Origin of the sequence: Streptomyces sp. NPDC086554, from assembly GCF_040686095.1 — a bacterium.
Lineage (GTDB): Bacteria > Actinomycetota > Actinomycetes > Streptomycetales > Streptomycetaceae > Streptomyces.
The window spans coordinates 200,697-217,483 of record NZ_JBFBJK010000016.1; the positions used below are offsets into that span (position 1 = coordinate 200,697).

Consider the following 16,787-nt stretch of genomic DNA (forward strand, 5'->3'; position numbering starts at 1 on the left):
CCTTTGCCCCTTTGATGACTATTCGCTCCCGCTTCGGGTCCGGACTTGACGTTCTAGGTGACGCCGGCCGACCGTCCGCGGGTTGCGCTCAGTCCTGCCCCACCCGTCCCGGCTGCAGCACCTTGCTGAAGAGGACCTCGCCGCCCTCCTGCCGCAGCCGCACCGTCAGCTCGCCGCTCCCGCCGTCGATGTCGACCTCGCCGAAGTACTGCGGCGTCTCGGCCGGTGAGGTGTTGGCGCGGTTCGGCGCCTTCACGAACCGCTGCTCGGCACCGAACGTCCCGTCGAGCTTCAGCGCCGGGAAACCGCCCGCGGCCAGCGGCCCCGACACGAACTCCCAGAACGGCGCGAAGTCCTTGAACGCCGCCCGCGAGGGGTCGTAGTGCTGCGCCGACGTGTAGTGCACATCGGCGGTCAGCCACAGCGTTCCCGTGATCCCGCGGTGCTTGATGTGCCGCAGCAGCTCGGCGATCTGCAGCTCGCGGCCAAGGGGTGCGCCGGGATCCCCTTGGGCGACCGCCTCGAAGTTCACCTTGCCGTCGGGCACGATCAGACCGAGCGGCATGTCCGACGCGATCACCTTCCACACGGCGCGCGAGCGCGACAGCTCGCGCTTGAGCCAGCTCAGCTGCTCGGCGCCGAGGATGCCGGTGGCCTCTTCGGGCTGCCTGCCGGGCGAGTTGGCGTTGCGGTACGAGCGCATGTCGAGGACGAACACATCGAGCAGCGGACCGTGCCGAAGGACCCGGTACACCCGCCCGTCCTTGTCGCCCGCCGGCAGCGTGGAGATGGGGAAGTACTCGCTGAACGCCCGCAACGAGCGCCCCGCGAGCACGTCCACGTTCTTCTCCGTGTAGCGGTCGTCCTCCAGGATCTGCCCCGGGTACCAGTTGTTGCGCACCTCGTGGTCGTCCCACTGCACGATGGAGGGCACCTGCGCGTTGAAGCGCCGCACGTTCTCGTCGAGCAGGTTGTATCGGAAGGCGCCGCGGAACTCCTTGAGCGTCTCGGCGACCTTCGACTTCTCCTCCGTGGTGACGTTCCGCCACACGCGGCCGTCGGGCAGCGTGACGCTCGGCAGGATGGGCCCGTCGGCGTAGATGGTGTCGCCGCTGCACAGGAAGAAGTCCGGGTTCCTGCGGCGCATGTCCTCGAAGACGGTGAAGCCGCCGCGGTCCGGGTTGATGCCCCACCCCTGGCCCGCGATGTCGCCCGACCACAGGAAGCGCACGCCGTCCATGCGCTTCTTCGGTGGCGTACGGAAGGTGCCGGTGACCGGTTCGCCGGTACGTCTCGGGTCGTCGGGGTCGGCGAGGACCACGCGGTAGTGGATCTGCTCGCCGGCGGGCAGCCCGCGCAGCCGGGTGGTTCCCGTGAAGTCCGTGTCCGGGCCGAGCACCGGGCCGTGCCGGCGGGTGGGGTTGCGGAACGACTCGGTGGCGGACGTCTCGACGATCATGCGGGCCGGACGGTCGGAGCGCACCCACACCAGGCCCGCGTGCGCGGTCACGTCACCGGCCTGCACGCCCCACTCGGCCCGCGGGCGTCCCGAGAGGGAGAACGCGGGAGCGGCCCCGGCCACGGCGGGCACGGCAAGCGCCGCGGGCAGGGCGAGGGAGCCGCGCAGCACGCTGCGGCGGCGGGGGGACGGGCTCGGCATCGGGTGTGACATGAATGCGCCTCCAGCGACAGGTCCGACCAGTGTGCAGGGCCACAACTAACGGTGCGCCGCGGCGCACACGCAAACCACAAGTGAACAACTGCCCATGGGGACAAGGGAACCGGTGTGCGAACACCACATGGCCTACGTCCCCCGCCCCATACCCCTGGGGCGACGGACCGAGGCCCAACGGCCGATGGCTGCAAGATCACTCGCTGCCTACGCTCACACCAGTGGCGCGCGGCAGAGCGCGCCGGCAGTGCGCGGCCGAGCGTGCCGCACCGAAGGGGGAGTCCCATGCCGTTCAACGGCCAGAGCCACATCCGTGTCGCCCGTCCGTCCCGTGACCTCGCGGCGGCGGAGCGCTTCTGGGCGGGCGGGCTCGGCCTTGACGTCGTCTACCGCGCGAACGGCGGTTCCGCTCCCGGCGAGCACGACCTGCTCATGCTCGGCCGTCCTGACGCCTCCTGGCACCTGGAACTCGTCCACGAGGCGGCGCGTCCCGTCGAGCCCCGGCCCACCGAGGAGGACCTGCTCGTCGTCTACCTCGACGGGCCCGTGCCCGACGAGATGGTGGCGCGCCTGGAGGAGCACGGCGGCAAGCGCGTCCTGTCGCCCAATCCGTACTGGAACGAATGGGGCGTCACCGTCGAGGACCCCGACGGCTACCGCCTGGTGCTCTGCACGCGCGCGTGGTCCAACTCCTGAACCGCACCGGCGTGGTCCAACTCCTGCACCGCATCGGCAAGGAGACGCACCCCCTCGGCGATGCGCGCGGGGGACAGATGGGCGTAACCGAGGACGAGCGCGAGGCCCGGGCCCCGCGCCGCGTCGTCGGCGTGCTCGTAGTGGCTGAGCGGCCGCACCGCGACCCCGGCCGCCGCCGCCCGCCGCAGAAAGGCATCCTGCGGCCCCCAGAGGCCGGGCAGCCGGGCGATGACATGGAGTCCGGCGGCGATGCCGCTGACCTCGGATCCGGGGAAGTGCTCCGCAAGGGCCGTGACGAGCGCGTCGCGCCGCTCCCGGTAAGCGCGCTGGCAGCGGCGCAACTGCCGGTCGTAGTCCCCCCGTTCGACCAGGCGGGCGAAGAGCGCCTGGTCGAGGACGGGATTGCCGAGGTCCATCATGCGCTTGCGGGCGACGACCTCCTCGGTCATCGCGTCGGGCACGAGCAGCCAGCCCAGACGCAGCCCCGGAGCAAGTGACTTGCTGACAGAGCCGGTGTATGCGACATGTCCGGGGTCGAGCCCCTGCAGCGCGCCCACCGGGGTGCGGTCGTAGCGGAAGTCCCCGTCGTAGTCGTCCTCGACGACCAGGCCGTCCACGGCGCGGGCCCAGTCGAGGAGTTCGGCGCGCCGCCGGGCCGAGTACCCGATGCCCAGCGGGAACTGGTGGGCGGGCGTGGTGACGACCGCGCGCACACCACGCTCCCTCAGTACGTCGGTGAGGACACCCTCGTCGTCGAGCGGCACCGGCACGGTGGAGACGCCCGCGGAGGCGAACAGCTCGTCGTGCTGCGGGCTTCCGGGGTCCTCGACTCCGACGGTGCGCACCCCGCGCGCGTGCAGCACGAACCCGATGAGCGCCATCGCCTGCGCCACTCCGGAGCACACGACGACGCCCTCCGGGTCGGCGACCACACCCCGGCGCCGCGTCAGGAGTTCGGCAAGGGCCGTACGAAGACGGGGCAGGCCGCGCGGGTCCGGGTAGCCGAGCTGGTCGTGCGCCAGATCGGCCAGGACGCCGCGGTGCGCCGCCGCCCACGCCGAACGCGGGAACAGGGACAGGTCGGGGGTCCCCGCGATGAAGTCCACGCGCGCGTGGGCCGGACGCGGAGCCAGATCGCGCGCCCCTCGCTCGGCCGCCCGTGCCGCGCCGCCCACCCAGGTCCCCGCCCCGCGGTCGCTGCGCAGATAGCCCTCGGCCGTCAGCTGCTCGTACGCCTCCGTGACAAGCCCCCGTGAGACGCCCAGGTCGGCGGCGAGGGCACGGCTAGACGGCAGCCGCGTCCCCGGAGCGAGCCGCCCGGACCTGACCGCGTCGCGCAGCGCCGACTGGAGGCTGCGGCCACGGCTGCGGGCGGGCGCGGCCGCGGCGGGGAGCAGCAGCTCCCATGCCGGGGTGCCCGGCGCCGTGTGCGCGCCATCGGCAACTTCACCCTCGCCGCCCTCGCCACCCGAACCCGATGTCACCGGTACACGCACCCCCTGAGCCGCCCCGGGGACGCGGCCCCGGTCGGAAAGTGGTCCCCCAACAGACCCCGGAAGTGGACCTTAAACCGGTCCGCGTCCCTTCCTAGCGTCAGGGGCATGAACGCGAACCTCACCCGCGGCTCCCTGCTCGCCGCCATCGCCTGCCTCCTCGTAGGCGGCTCCTTCACCGCCAACAGCCTCCTCGGCGACTACCCGTACGCCGGTGGGCAGTTCCTCCGCTACGCCCTCGCCTGCCTGCTGCTCCTGCCGCTGCTCGGCCGCGGCGGCACCCGACCGCTGCGCCGTCTCACCCACCGCCAGTGGGGGCGCCTCGCGCTCCTCGCGGCCGTCGGCATGGTCGGCTTCAACCTGGCGATCCTCGCCGCCGAACGCACGGCGGAACCTGCCGTACCGGGTGTCCTCGTAGGGTGCGCGCCGGTCGTCGTGGCCGTCATCGTGCCGCTCCTGGAGGGCCGCCGCCCACAACGAGCCGTCATGTACGGCGCGTTGATCGTCGCCGCGGGTGCCTTCACCGTGCAGGGGTGGGGGCGCACCGACGCGGTGGGCATCGCCTTCTCGGTGGGCGCGCTCGCGGGCGAGGTCGGGTTCGCGGTGCTCGCGGTCCCCGTCCTGCGGCCGCTCGGCCCGAAGCTGCTCTCCGCCACCGTGTGCGGGATCGCCGCGCTGGAGTCCGCCGTCATCGGGGTCGTGATCGACGGAGGCGGGTGGCTGCGGATGCCCGACGCCACCGAGGCGGCGGCACTGCTGTGGCAGGCGGCGATCGTCACCGTCGTCGGGTTCGTCTGCTGGTACTCGGGCATCCAGCGCATCGGCGCCGAGCGGGCCACCCTCTTCTCCGGCCTCATTCCCGTGGCGGCGGCCTGCACGGCCCCGCTGGTCGGCACCGGCACCTACGGCGTCCCGCAGGCCGTGGGCAGCGCGCTGGTCGGCGCCGGTGTCGCCCTGGGCTCGGGAGTACTACGCGGCCGCGGCGCGGCGGCAGGTGTCGGTGATGACGCGCGTGACCAGAGCCGGGTCGTCGTTCATGGGGACGTGCCCGCAGCCGGGCAGCCGCACGAGCCGGGCGTCGGGGACCGCGTGCTTGGCCCGGATGCCCTGGCGGCGCAGCAGGATCCGGTCACGGCTGCCCCACGCGACGGTGACCGGAAGTCCGGGCACGTCGTCGGCGAAGAGTACGTCGCGGCCGGCGGCCAGGGTCTCCTCGAACCCTGTGGCGCCGCGCAGCGCGAGCGTCTCGGCGACCACGGCCTCGGGTGAACGGCGCCCAGGACGGGCGTAGATGGTGCTGGTCAGCGCGGCCCGCCCGGCGGCCGTCGCGGCGAGCCGCTCGATCACGGGCAGCGGGAGGAGCCGTGCTCCGTGCCGCATCGCGAGCAGCGTGGTGAACGCGTACCGCCGCTCGGCGGGGCTCCAGAACCCGGCCGGGGAGAGCGCGGTGACCGAGCGCACCAGTTTCTCCCGGCCCAGTTCCAGGGCGAGCAGGCCGCCGAGCGAGTTGCCCGCCACGTGCGGGCGCTCGATCTCCAGGGCCTCGCACAGCGCGCCGAGCACGGACACCACCGTCGAGGCGTTGTACGCGAGACCCTCGGGCAGCGCGGGGGACGCGCCGAAGCCCGGCAGGTCCACGGCGATGACGTCGTACTCCGTGGCGAGAATCCCGAACACCGGGTCCCAGGCCTGGAGGTGGTGCCCGATGCCGTGCAGCAGGAGCAGCGGCTCGCCCTTCCCCGCGCGTTCGTGGGCGACGGACAGTGTCCGGGGGCCGTCGGGCGATTCGATGCTGAAGGACACCTCTGTGGCCATTGCTGCTCCTGTCCCCGCCGCCGGACGACGGTCCCCTCAACAAACGGGTCACCTTGTAGACACCTTGTCAGCAACAATTACCGCTCAGTAGCTCCCAGTTCAAGGGTGTGTGCGGCGCTGTTCAAGGGTGTGTGCCGCGCCGCACCCTTTTCGCCTGGACAGCGGGGAATCCGTCGGCTGGGATGGAGAGGTGGCAATGGACACCGCGACCAGCGACTTCGAAGAACACCGGCCCGTCCTGATGGGCGTGGCCTACCGCATGCTCGGCCGGGTGGCCGACGCGGAGGATGTCGTGCAGGACGCGTGGCTGCGCTGGTCGGCGGCCGACCACGCGCAAGTACGCGAACCGCGTGCCTACTTGGTGCGCATTACGACGCGCCTCGCCATCGACCGGCTGCGCCATGTGCAGTCGCGGCGCGAGTCGTACGTGGGGCCATGGCTGCCCGAGCCGCTGGTCACGGACTTCGGGCCGACCGTCCCCGACACCGCGGAGCAGGCGGTGCTCGCCGACTCCGTGTCGCTCGCCGTCCTGGTGGTCCTGGAGTCCCTCTCGCCCCTGGAACGTGCGGTGTTCGTGCTGCGGGAGGCGTTCGGCTTCCCGTTCTCGGAGATCGCCGCCACGCTGGACCGTGGCGAGCCGGCCGTGCGGCAGCTCGCCGCGCGGGCCCGCAAGCACGTCGACGAGAAGCGGCCGCGCTATGAAGTCGACCCGGACGAGCGCAGGGACCTGACGGAGCGCTTCCTGGCCGCGGCGGCCGAAGGCGACCTGGACGGGCTGATGTCCCTGCTGGCCCCGGACGTCCGCCTGGTGGGCGACAGCGGCGGCAAGGCCAAGGCTCCGCTGCGGGTCATCGAGACGGCCGACAAGGTGGGCCGCTTCCTCATCGGCGCGGCCCGCAAGGGCATTCCGGCCGACGCGGAGGTCGAGTTCCGCTTCGTCGAGCTCAACGGCGCAGGTGCGGTGCTCGGCCTGGTCGACGGAAAGCCGGACGTCGTCTTCCAACTCGACGTCACCGACGGCCAGATCAAGGACCTGTACATCATCCGCAACCCGGACAAACTCGCCGGTCTGGCCTCATAGCGTCCAATTAGCGGCCAATTGGCGGTCCCGTAGCGGCATTCGGCCAACCCCCGTCCACTCAGGGCGGGGGTTTTGTCTTGTTCGCTACGAGTGCGTGACGCGGCGCCAACATCGCGTGAATGCTCTGTGGCATCGGCCCTGTGCGCGCTGTAACGGATCGAGGATTGGTCTTGACCAAGGGTGGGTGCGGGCCTATGGTCGCCAGAGATAGTGCAGGAACCTTTAATAAACAAGGGCGCTTAAACGCCGCGGGTACACGGCGATTGCGGAGGACAGGGTGGGGACCACGCAGCTGGAAACGGCGCCGGAGCCGAAGTACTGGCACCTCAAGACGGTGCTCAGCGAGGCACTCGACTCCGAGTTCGCCGTGGGCGAGATCCTGCCCAACGAACGTGATCTCGCCGCCCGGTTCGGCGTCGCACGAGCCACGCTCCGTCAGGCGCTCGAGCAGCTGGAGCTGGAAGGCAGGCTGCAGCGGCGCCGCGGTGTCGGCACGACCGTCGCCCCGCCGCGGATGGGCGTGGCCGTCGGGTCGGCGCAGGGCACGTGGCCGGGTGCGGTCGGCGACGCCTGGCAGCCCGCGGACTGCGCGCCGGCGGTCCCGCCCGCGGACGTGGCCCGGGTCCTCGCGTCCCTCCCCGACGAGCCGGTGCACGTCGTGCGCCGCACGCGCGTCTCGCACGGCCAGCCCGTAGCGGCCGAACTCCTCTACGTACCCATGTCGTCGGTCCCCGAACTCTCCGCCATCGACGCCCCGTCGGGAGCGGCACGCGCGCGTGCGGTGCTGCGCGAGCTGCAGCGGCTCGGCCTCGAGGGACAGGACCGGGCCGTCGAGCTCGGCTCGGCCCGCGCGGACGACGCCAAGGCCCTCGACCGCCTCCCCGGAGCACCGGTCCTCGTCGTGACGACCCGCTTCTTCTCCGAGGGCCGCACGGCCGCGGTCTCGGTGGCGACATACCGCGCCGACACCTGCCGCCTCACTTTCGGCGACGCAGGCGGCGTCGAAATCCACCACGGCCCGGAACGCCGCGCTTCCTGAACCGGGACAGCCCGCCCTCGGACGGCTTGACGCCGGGCATCCCGAGCGGCCTCGACGCAGCGTGCCGTCACCGCGCCGCGCCTTCTGAAGTCGGCCGTCCGGCTTTGGGTGCGGCCTGACGCCAGGTATCCCGCACGACCTCAACGCCGCGCGGTGACCGCCGCTCTCACGCTGAACGGCTGCTCCTTGATGAGGTCGAGGGAGAGGGGCCGCGCGCCGTCGCCACCGCAGCCCGGAACACCGCGCCTTCTGAAGCCGCACTCCGGCTTTAGGCGCGTCCTGCCGCCGGGCGTCCCACGCGGACTCAACGCCGCGCGCCGGTCGCCACCGCAGCTCGGAACCCCCGCCTCCTGATGCTGGTCGCCCGCCCTCGGCCGTTCTGCCGCCGGGCGTCCCGCGCGGACTCAACGCCGCGCGCCGGTCGCCACCGCAGCCCGGAGCGCCCGCCTCCTGATGCTGGTCGCTCGCCCTCGGCCGTCCTGCCGCCGGGCATCCCGAGCGACCGCCTCAACGCAGCGTGCCGCCGCCGCGCCGCGCCTTCTGAAGTCGGCCGCCCGGTGGTCACGCGCGGCCTGCCGCCGTGCGTCCCACACGGACTCAACGCCGCGCGCCGGTCGCCACCGCAGCCCGGAGCGCCCGCCTCCTGAAGCTGGGGCCCGGCCTGACGCCCGATCCCGTGCGGCCTCACCGCCGCGCGGTAACCGTCCCCTCCACCGCGAAGAGCTGCTCCTCGACATGGTCGAGGGCCAGGCGCAGTGCGCCCGTTGCCACCGCTGCCTCGCCGAGCATCGACAGTGCTACCCGGGGTGGGCGCAGGCAGTAGCGGGCCAACTCCCTTCGCAGGGGATCCAGTACGCCGTCCAGGCCGGCCGCCCAGCCGCCGACCACGACCAGTTCGGGGTCCAGGGCGAGGACCAGTGCCGCCACGTCGTGCACCAGGCGCTGGATGAAGCGCTCGACGGCCTGCTGAGCCCGCTCGTCGCCCTCACGCGCGTGTGCGAACACCTCGGCCACCGCCTGCTCGTCGAGCGGGTGCAGTGGCTCGTCCGTGGTCGAGAGGAGCGTCTCGGGGGTGACGTCACGGCCCAGTAGATGGAGGGCGCCGATCTCGCCCGCCGCGCCGCCGTAGCCGCGGTGCAGCCGGCCGCCGATCAGCGCACCGGCTCCCGGGCTGAGACCGGCCAGTACGAAAACGACGTCGTCGACCTCGGTCGCCGCGCCCTTCCAGTGTTCGGCGACGGCCGCCGTGTTCGCGTCGTTCTCCACCAGGACCGGGCACTTGAACGACCGGCGGAGGCGCTCGCCCAGGGGAAGCCCCGTCCACTCCGGAAGGGCCGTGCCCAGGCGCACCGTGCCGTCCGCCTCCACGATGCCGGGGCTGCCCACGCCGACCGCGCGCAGCGAGCTGCGGGCGATCCCGGCGCGGCGCAGAAGGTCCGCGACCGCCGTGCGCAGGCGCTCGATGCGTTCGTCCGCCGGGGCGGTCTCGTCGACGTCCTTGGCCGTCGTGCCAAGGACCCGGCCGTCGAGGTCCGACAACACCGCTGCCACCCGGTGCGGGCCGATCTCCAGGCCCAGCAGATGGCCTGCTTCCGCGCGGAAGCGGAACCTCCGTGCGGGGCGTCCCTGGCGTCGGGCAGCGCCTTCCTCGGCGGCGGTCTCCACCACGAGCCCGGCCTCGATGAGCCCCTCGACGACCCCCTCGACGGTGGGCCTGGACAGGCCGGTCACCCGGGTGATCTCGGTGAGTGTCGCGAAGTCCGCCGCACGCAGCGCGTGCAGCACCACCGCGGAGTTGATCCGCCGCAGCAGAGAGGGATCCCCGCCGGTCAGCCGCCCCAACGTCCGTCCTCCCAGCTCGTGCGCATGATGGGCGGATCGTACTCGCAGGGGCGGGCCGCTGCGAGTGCCGGGCCCGCCGGTGACGGAGATTGCCGGTCGGCCGCCGCTCAGCCCGGCGCGACGAAACCGGATTCGTACGCGGCGATCACCGCCTGCGTCCGGTCGCGGGCCCCCAGCTTCCCGAGCACGGAACTCACATGGGACTTGACCGTCTCGGCGCCGACGATCAGCTCCGCGGCGATCTCCGCGTTCGACAGGCCGCGCGCCATCAGCCGCAGCACGTCCGCCTCGCGTTCGGTCAGCGCCGCCCGGTCCAGCGCGTCCCTGGCCGCCGCGTTGCCGGGGCGCCGCCCGTACTCGCCCGCCAGCTGCCGCACCGCAGCGGGGAACAACAACGACTCGCCCTCGGCGACAAGACGGACCGCGTTCACGATCTCCGCGGGCCTGGCGCGCTTGAGCAGGAAACCGTCGGCGCCCGCGCGCAGCGCCTCGTACACGTACTCGTCGTTCTCGAAGGTCGTCACGACGAGGATCTTCGGAGGGTCCTGGACGGTGCGCAGGACCGCGCGCGTGGCCTCGATGCCGTCGAGGAGTGGCATGCGTACGTCCATGGCGACCACGTCGGGCCGCAGCTGCCGCACCAGGGGGATCACCGCGGCGCCGTCGGCCGCCTCGCCGACCACCTCGATGTCCGGCTGCGCCTCCAGAACGGCGCGCAGGCCCGTGCGTACGAGGGGTTCGTCGTCGACCAGGAGCACTGTGACCGGCATCCGGTCAGCGTAGATCACCCAAGGGGCAGCTCGACGTGCACCTGCCACTCGCCGTCGTACGGCCCCGTGGTGGCCCGGCCGCCGAGCAGCGTGGCGCGCTCGCGGATGCCGCGAAGACCGCTGCCGCCCCGGCCGGTCGCCGGTGTTCCTGCGGGCAGCGCGTTGCGCACGTTCATGTCCAGGACCCCGCCGTCGACCGCGATGCGCACCCGCACCGGCACCGGACCGGAGTGGCGCAGCACATTGGTGAGGGACTCCTGGAGCATGCGGTAGCCCTCGCGGGACACCGGTCCGGGGACGCTCTCCAGGGGGCCCGTCACCTCGGTGTCGACCTTCGCTCCCGAGGCGCGTGCGGACTCCAGGAGGCGTTCGGCGTCGGCGAGCGTGGGGCGCCGGCTCGCGGGCCGCCGCTCGTCCTCGCGCAGCACCCGCAGGACACGCTCCAGGTCTTCGAGGGCGGCTCTGCCGGTCTCCTCGATCGCGTCGAGGGCGCGGTCGGTGAACTCGGGGTCGGCGGCGGCCCGCGCGGCACCCGCCTGGACGACCGCGACGGTCAGGGCGTGACCGATGGAGTCGTGCAGCTCCCGCGCGATCCGGGCGCGTTCGAGGAGCTGCTCGGTGCGCTCCTCCAGGGCGGCGAGCCGCTCGGAGGGGGAGGGGCCGAGCAGCCTGCGGGCGGCGGCGGTCATCAGCCGGCCCGCCACCACGACCAGCGCCATGAGCACCGCGAGGGGAATCGGCACGAGCAGCGGGTTGGCCCAGCCCTGGCCGGGGAGAGGGACGAGCACGCCCGAGCTGTCGGGAGGTTCCGTCGCCCCGCCCAGGAGGCCGAGGGCGGTCCCGAAGCACTGGACGGTGACGAAGCCGGCCGCGCATCCCGCCTCCAGGCGCAGCACCAGCCACAGCGCCGTCCTGCCGCGGTCGCTCCAGGAGGCCGACGGCGTCACGGAGATGCCCGAGTCATCGCCACCGCCCTTCACGCGCGCGTGCTGCCCGGGAATGAGCATCAGCCGCGCCTGGAGCCCCTCCGCCCGGCGCATGGCGGGCACCAGAGCCGCCGCGGCGACCAGGGGGATGGGCAGCGTCACGATCACCATCCAGTCACTGAACGAGGGGTCGTCCAGGCCGGGGTAGGCGAACGCGGAGATCAACGCGATGCCCGAGCCGACGAGCATGTGCAGCCACCGGGTGTAGGTGACGGCGCGCGTAAGAGGCCTGAGGAAGCGGGGCATCCCGCCATCGTGCCAGGTGGGAGGCGGCGCACGGCTCCCCCGTGAGGGGGAGAGGGTATCCCCGGGCGGGGGAAGCCCCGATGGTGCCCCGGCCGCGAGGCTTGGCCCATGACCAGCATCGACGTCCAACAGCTCACCAAGGAGTACGCCACCACCCGCGCGGTCGACGGACTGACGTTCACCGTCCGGCCCGGCCGGGTCACCGGATTCCTCGGCCCCAACGGCGCCGGCAAGTCCACCACCATGCGCCTCGTCCTCGGCCTCGACCGGCCCACTTCGGGGACCGCGACGGTCGGCGGCCGCTCCTACGCGTCCCTCGACGAACCCCTGCGCCACGTGGGGGCGCTGCTCGACGCCCAGGCCGCCCACGGCTCGCGCACCGCACGCAACCACCTGCTCGCCCTCGCCGTCAGCAACCGCATCGCCGTGCGCCGCGTCGACGAGGTCCTGGAGGAGACGGGGCTCACCAAGGTGGCCGGGCGCCGCATCAAGACGTACTCCCTGGGCATGCGCCAGCGCCTGGGCATCGCGGGCGCGCTGCTCGGCGACCCGCGCGTCGTGCTCCTGGACGAGCCGTCCAACGGCCTGGACCCCGAAGGCATCATCTGGATCCGCGAGTTGATGCGCAGGCTCGCCCGCGAGGGCCGCACGGTCCTGGTGTCCAGCCATCTGATGAACGAGACGGCCACGTTCGCCGACGACCTCGTCGTCCTCGGCAGGGGCAAGCTGCTCGCCGACACCCCGATGCGGGATTTCATCGAGGCTCACAGCAGCCCCCGGGTCCGCCTTCGCACTCCGGAACACGACCGCCTGCGCGACGTCCTGGCTGGAAAGGGGCACGTGCTGGCGGCGGGGGACGACGGCCGCTGGACCGTCGACGGCGTGAAGGCCGAGGAGATCGGCTCGATCGCGGCCGGGCACGGCATCCCCATCCTCGAACTCTCCGACGAGCAGGCCCCCTTGGAGCAGGCCTATCTCTCCCTCACGGCCGGCGACACCGAGTTCGCGGCCGCCGCCCCCAAGCCACGCCAGGAGGCCTGACCATGTCGACGACCGCCGTGCTCCACTCGGAGTGGATCAAGATCAAGTCGGTGCGGGCCAGCCTCGGTTCGCTGATCTCCGTCTTCGTCGCCACCGTCGCCATCACGGTCCTCGCGTTCGCCACGGTCGGCGAGGCGGAGTCGGACAACGCCGACTTCGAACCGCTCTTCGGCGCCTTCTATGCGCTCAACTTCGGCCAGATCGCGGCCATCAGCTTCGGTACGACGGCGATGTCATCCGAGTACGTGAACGGCGCCCTGCGGATCTCGCTCTCCGCGGTGCCGAGGAGAGGGCTCTTCTACGGCGCCAAGGTCGCGGTGGTGGGCGCGCTCGCCCTGGCCACGGGCATCGTCACCAGCTTTGCGGCGTTCCTGTCCGGGCAGGCCTTCATGGGGGACGCGGCCATCGGCCTCGGCCATGACGGGGCGGTGCGCGCGTGCGTCGGCGGCGGGATCTACCTCGCCCTCATGGCGCTGCTCGCTGCGGGCCTGACCATGGTGCTGCGCAGCGGAGTCGCCGTACTGAGCATCCTCATCCCCTTCACGCTGATCGTGTCCTTTGTGGTCGGGGACATCGCGACCGGAGTGGCCGCCTACCTGCCCGACAGGGCGGGCCAGCAGGTCCTCCACGAGGACCCGACGGGAACGCTCGGCCCCTGGGCGGGACTTGCCGTCTCGGCGGCGTGGGCGGCGGCCGCGCTGCTCGCCGGGTGGTGGGCGGTGCGGCGGCGCGATGCCTGAGGCCGGATCGTCACCCTGGGGCCCGGCGGCCGGATCGTGACCCCGGGGGCCTGACGGCGGGCCAGTTGTCAGTGGTGGCCGCTTTACTGGATGTCATGAGTACGGCACAGCATCTCGCCACGATCGACCTGCTGTGCTCCCGGGAGTTCCCCGCGGAGCACGGCAGGTCGGACGCGGGCGCCGGTGGTCCCGGCTATCACATCGCCGAGTTACTCACGAGCGAGGAATTCTGGGAGGGCGACGGCACGGAGCGGGAGGCGGCCGAGGAGCAGTACGAGGCCGAGCGCGACGGCCTCTCGGTGCTCCTGGCCGACCGCTGGGGAGCGCCGGACAGATTCAGCCTCGACAGCCTCTTCGAGCGGACGCTGAGCGGCGGCGAGGACGGCGCGGGCGAGGACATACCGGAGCCGTGGGGCTCGCTGAGCGCCTCGGTGCCGGACCTGCACCTGTGGCGCGTCGACGGGCGGTGGGTGGCCCTCGGCGTCTCCCAGTGGGACAAGGAGCTGCCGTTCCAGCTCATCGCCGTCGTCACGGAGATCGATCCGCCGTAGCGGGCGCGGTGACCGCGTGCACGCGGATGGCGCGGCCGCAGGCGGGATCCACTGTCCCTCGCTCCACGCGCATGCCCAGCTTGTTCATGACGCGCTCCGACGCGTCGTTGCCCACCTGGACGATGCTGACGATCCGCCCCAGGCCGCGGACGGTGAGGCCGAAGTCGAGCGCGGCGCGCGCCGCCTCGGTGGCCAGGCCCCGCCCCCAGAAGGGGCGGCCCAGACGCCAGCCGATCTCCACGGCAGGCAGCACCTCGGGCAGGTAGTGCGGCACGGAAAGACCGGTGAGCCCGGCGAGTTCACCGGTGGCGCGGATCTCCACGGCGAAAAGCCCGAACCCCTCGGTCTCCCACCCGTGCTCCCACAGCCCCACACTGCTCCGCGTCTGCTCCTCCTGGTCGCGCACCGAGCCGTCGCCGATCCAGCGCATCACCTCAGGATCGGAGTTGATGGTGGTCATGGGGGTGATGTCGGACTCGCGCCAGCGTCGGAGCACGAGACGCGGCGTGTGCAGCGTGGTCATCGCGGGCCCGTCGCGGGGGCCAGGCCGAGCCCGCCGTCGCCGTGCCGTTCGAAGTGGCGGGCCACCTGCGCGTCGGTCACCTGGGCGAGTTCGGCGGGGGACCAGTGCGGGTTTCGATCCTTGTCGACGACCTGGGCGCGGATGCCCTCGACCATGTCCGGTGCGGTGATCGCGGTGCGGGAGACGCGGTACTCCTGCTCAAGTACGTGCTCAAGAGTGGCGAGCGCGCGGGCCCGGCGCAGCGAGGCGAGGGTGACCTTCAAGGACGTGGGGGACTTGGCGAGAACGGTCTCGGCCGCCTCCTTGGCCGCCGGGTCGCCGCAGTCGTACAGCCTGCCGACGATCTCCTCGACCGAGTCGGCGGCGTAACAGGCGTCGATCCACTCGCGGTGGGCGGTCAGTTCACCTGGGGGCGCTGTGTCCGCGTACGCGTCAAGAACATCGTCCACGTCCGAGTCGGCAAGCGCCTGGGTGAAGTCCGCAAGCCGCTCCGAGGGCACGAAGTGATCGGCGAGGCCGCACAGCAGTGCGTCCGCCGCGCCCACCGCGGCGCCGGTCAGCGCGAGATGGGTGCCGAGCTCGCCGGGCGTCCGCGTCAGCAGATACGTACCGCCGACATCCGGCACGAAGCCGATCCCGGTCTCCGGCATGGCGATCCGGGACCGCTCGGTGACGATCCGCACGCTGCCGTGCGCCGATACGCCGACACCGCCGCCCATCACGATGCCGTCCATCACGGCGACGTACGGCTTCGGGAAGCGGGCGATGCGGGCATTGAGCCGGTACTCGTCGCGCCAGAACGCCACCGAGGCGGCGCCGCCGCCCGCACGGATGTCGTCGTGAATGGAGCGGATGTCACCCCCGGCGCACAGCCCCCGCTCACCGGCCCCGGTGAGCACCACGGTCCGGATCGCGTCGTCCCGCTCCCAGTCGGTGAGGGCGTGGTCCATCAGACGCACCATGGCGTGGTTGAGGGCGTTGATGGCGCGCGGCCGGTTGAGGACGATGTGTCCTGCGCGGCCGCGGGTGTGCAGGAGAACCGGGGCGGTGGCGTCGACGGAGTCGGGCGTCATGGGGTGAGCTAGCTCCTTCGCTGGGCGTTTGGGGGTGAAAGCACGCGTGCGGACGGCTGTCACATTGCCCGGGCCTAAGGCGTGAGCGCGAGGGAGGGCGGCCGGCCCCCGCAGGCCGCGGGCCGCGCCCGAAGGGGCGCGGGGCTGTGCTCATGTGCGGCTCCGCCGCGTGGGCGCGACCAGCCACGACGCACCCGCAGCTGGAAACCGGCTCACTGCCCCGCCCCTTCGATCCCCTGAAACGCCTCCAGGATCCGCTCGGCCGCCGACGTCGCCGTCAACGTCCCTTCCCGCACACCCTGTTCAAGGCCAGGGGCCAGCAGCCGTACCTCGGTGTGGGCGCGGAGGCGGTCCAGGAGTTCGTCCTGGACCATGGTCCATGTCCAGTCGACCTGCTGGTCGCGTCGCTTGGCGGCCAGGCGGCCCGTGGAGTCCAAGAGCGTGCGGTGCTGTTCCAGGCGGTCCCAGACCTCGTCCAGGCCGCTGGATTCGCGGGCGCTGCAGCTGAGTACCGGGGGAGTCCATGCCGCGTCCGCCGGGTGCATCAGGCGCAGGGCGCCCGCCAGTTCACGCGCCGCCGAGCGGGCGTCCCGTTCGTGCGGGCCGTCCGCCTTGTTGATCGCGAGGACGTCCGCCAGTTCAAGGACGCCCTTCTTGATGCCCTGGAGCTGGTCGCCGGTGCGGGCCAGGGAGAGGAGCAGGAACGAGTCGACCATGTTGGCCACCGCCGTCTCCGACTGGCCCACGCCCACCGTCTCCACGAGCACCACGTCGTAGCCCGCCGCCTCCATCACCACGATCGACTCGCGCGTCGCCTTCGCGACCCCGCCCAGCGTCCCCGCGGTGGGGGAGGGGCGTACGAAGGCGGCGGGGTCGACCGACAGGCGTTCCATCCTCGTCTTGTCGCCGAGGATCGAGCCGCCCGTACGGGTCGACGACGGGTCGACGGCGAGGACCGCGACCCGGTGGCCGAGACCCGTCAGCATCGTGCCGAGCGCGTCGATGAACGTGGACTTACCCACGCCGGGCACCCCGCTGATGCCGATCCGCCGCGCCCGCCCGCTGTGCGGGAGCAGTTGGGTCAGCAACTCCTGGGCGAGGGAACGGTGTTGGGGGCGGGTCGACTCGACGAGTGTGATCGCGCGCGCGATCTGCGCTCGCTTCCCGTCGAGTACGCCCTTGACGTACGCGTCGATGTCGATCCGCGGCGCCGCCATGC

General features: G+C 72.4%; 15 protein-coding genes and 1 pseudogene. 7 read left to right on the forward strand and 9 right to left on the reverse strand.

Features of this window, described 5'->3' with window-relative positions:
• Window positions 1–88 precede the first annotated feature (88 nt).
• Window positions 89–1,672, reverse strand: coding sequence for an alkaline phosphatase D family protein (locus AB0O76_RS26240; RefSeq protein ID WP_365495921.1), 1,584 nt, complete (start codon window positions 1,670–1,672; stop codon window positions 89–91).
• 285 nt (window positions 1,673–1,957) lie between these two features.
• Here AB0O76_RS26240 and AB0O76_RS26245 point away from each other — a divergent pair, with 285 nt between their 5' ends.
• Window positions 1,958–2,368 (forward strand): VOC family protein, encoded by a 411-nt coding sequence (locus tag AB0O76_RS26245; protein ID WP_365495923.1) that lies wholly within the window; start codon window positions 1,958–1,960, stop codon window positions 2,366–2,368.
• Here the strand turns inward: AB0O76_RS26245 and AB0O76_RS26250 are convergent.
• On the reverse strand, window positions 2,326–3,768 hold the full coding sequence (locus AB0O76_RS26250) for a PLP-dependent aminotransferase family protein (protein ID WP_365495984.1): 1,443 nt from the start codon (window positions 3,766–3,768) through the stop codon (window positions 2,326–2,328). The genes AB0O76_RS26245 and AB0O76_RS26250 overlap by 43 nt on opposite strands.
• Before the next feature lie 201 nt (window positions 3,769–3,969).
• On the opposite strand from AB0O76_RS26250, the pseudogene AB0O76_RS26255 reads away from it, so the two are divergent.
• Window positions 3,970–4,806 (forward strand): annotated as a pseudogene (locus AB0O76_RS26255) (DMT family transporter); the annotation flags it as partial.
• A gap of 24 nt (window positions 4,807–4,830) precedes the next feature.
• Here the strand turns inward: AB0O76_RS26255 and AB0O76_RS26260 are convergent.
• Entirely contained in the window at window positions 4,831–5,676 is an 846-nt protein-coding gene (locus AB0O76_RS26260; protein ID WP_365495925.1) for an alpha/beta fold hydrolase, read from the reverse strand.
• A gap of 190 nt (window positions 5,677–5,866) precedes the next feature.
• Between AB0O76_RS26260 and sigJ the strand changes: the two genes are divergently transcribed.
• Window positions 5,867–6,757 carry an RNA polymerase sigma factor SigJ gene (gene sigJ / locus AB0O76_RS26265; protein ID WP_365495927.1) on the forward strand — a complete coding sequence of 297 codons (891 nt, stop codon included), beginning with the start codon at window positions 5,867–5,869 and terminating at the stop codon, window positions 6,755–6,757.
• Between the two features lie 277 nt (window positions 6,758–7,034).
• Entirely contained in the window at window positions 7,035–7,796 is a 762-nt protein-coding gene (locus tag AB0O76_RS26270; RefSeq protein WP_365495929.1) for a GntR family transcriptional regulator, read from the forward strand.
• Window positions 7,797–8,480: 684 nt separating this feature from the next.
• Here the strand turns inward: AB0O76_RS26270 and AB0O76_RS26275 are convergent.
• The 3 genes from AB0O76_RS26275 to AB0O76_RS26285 all read right to left on the reverse strand — a co-directional run bounded on the left by AB0O76_RS26275 (window position 8,481) and on the right by AB0O76_RS26285 (window position 11,640).
• Complete coding sequence (locus AB0O76_RS26275) at window positions 8,481–9,638, reverse strand: ROK family transcriptional regulator (RefSeq protein WP_365495931.1); 1,158 nt, start codon at window positions 9,636–9,638, stop codon at window positions 8,481–8,483.
• A 107-nt stretch (window positions 9,639–9,745) separates the two neighbouring features.
• On the reverse strand, window positions 9,746–10,408 hold the full coding sequence (locus AB0O76_RS26280) for a response regulator transcription factor (RefSeq protein ID WP_365495933.1): 663 nt from the start codon (window positions 10,406–10,408) through the stop codon (window positions 9,746–9,748).
• A 14-nt stretch (window positions 10,409–10,422) separates the two neighbouring features.
• On the reverse strand, window positions 10,423–11,640 hold the full coding sequence (locus tag AB0O76_RS26285; protein WP_365495935.1) for a histidine kinase: 1,218 nt from the start codon (window positions 11,638–11,640) through the stop codon (window positions 10,423–10,425).
• Window positions 11,641–11,748: 108 nt separating this feature from the next.
• Between AB0O76_RS26285 and AB0O76_RS26290 the strand changes: the two genes are divergently transcribed.
• The 3 genes from AB0O76_RS26290 (at window position 11,749) to AB0O76_RS26300 (ending at window position 13,972) form a co-directional block, all read left to right on the forward strand.
• Entirely contained in the window at window positions 11,749–12,681 is a 933-nt protein-coding gene (locus tag AB0O76_RS26290) for an ATP-binding cassette domain-containing protein (protein ID WP_365495937.1), read from the forward strand.
• Between the two features lie 2 nt (window positions 12,682–12,683).
• Window positions 12,684–13,421: an ABC transporter permease gene (locus AB0O76_RS26295; RefSeq protein ID WP_365495939.1), complete on the forward strand. Its 738-nt coding sequence runs from the start codon at window positions 12,684–12,686 to the stop codon at window positions 13,419–13,421.
• A gap of 95 nt (window positions 13,422–13,516) precedes the next feature.
• Window positions 13,517–13,972 carry a hypothetical protein gene (locus AB0O76_RS26300; RefSeq protein WP_365495941.1) on the forward strand — a complete coding sequence of 152 codons (456 nt, stop codon included), beginning with the start codon at window positions 13,517–13,519 and terminating at the stop codon, window positions 13,970–13,972.
• Here the strand turns inward: AB0O76_RS26300 and AB0O76_RS26305 are convergent.
• From AB0O76_RS26305 to meaB, 3 genes are all read right to left on the reverse strand, one after another.
• Complete coding sequence (locus tag AB0O76_RS26305) at window positions 13,950–14,495, reverse strand: GNAT family N-acetyltransferase (protein WP_365495943.1); 546 nt, start codon at window positions 14,493–14,495, stop codon at window positions 13,950–13,952. The two genes, AB0O76_RS26300 and AB0O76_RS26305, sit on opposite strands and share 23 nt — an antisense overlap.
• Complete coding sequence (locus tag AB0O76_RS26310) at window positions 14,492–15,568, reverse strand: enoyl-CoA hydratase/isomerase family protein (protein WP_365495945.1); 1,077 nt, start codon at window positions 15,566–15,568, stop codon at window positions 14,492–14,494. The genes AB0O76_RS26305 and AB0O76_RS26310 overlap by 4 nt, the downstream gene beginning before the upstream one ends.
• Before the next feature lie 212 nt (window positions 15,569–15,780).
• Entirely contained in the window at window positions 15,781–16,785 is a 1,005-nt protein-coding gene (gene meaB, locus AB0O76_RS26315; RefSeq protein ID WP_365495947.1) for a methylmalonyl Co-A mutase-associated GTPase MeaB, read from the reverse strand.
• Between the last annotated feature and the right edge of the window lie 2 nt (window positions 16,786–16,787).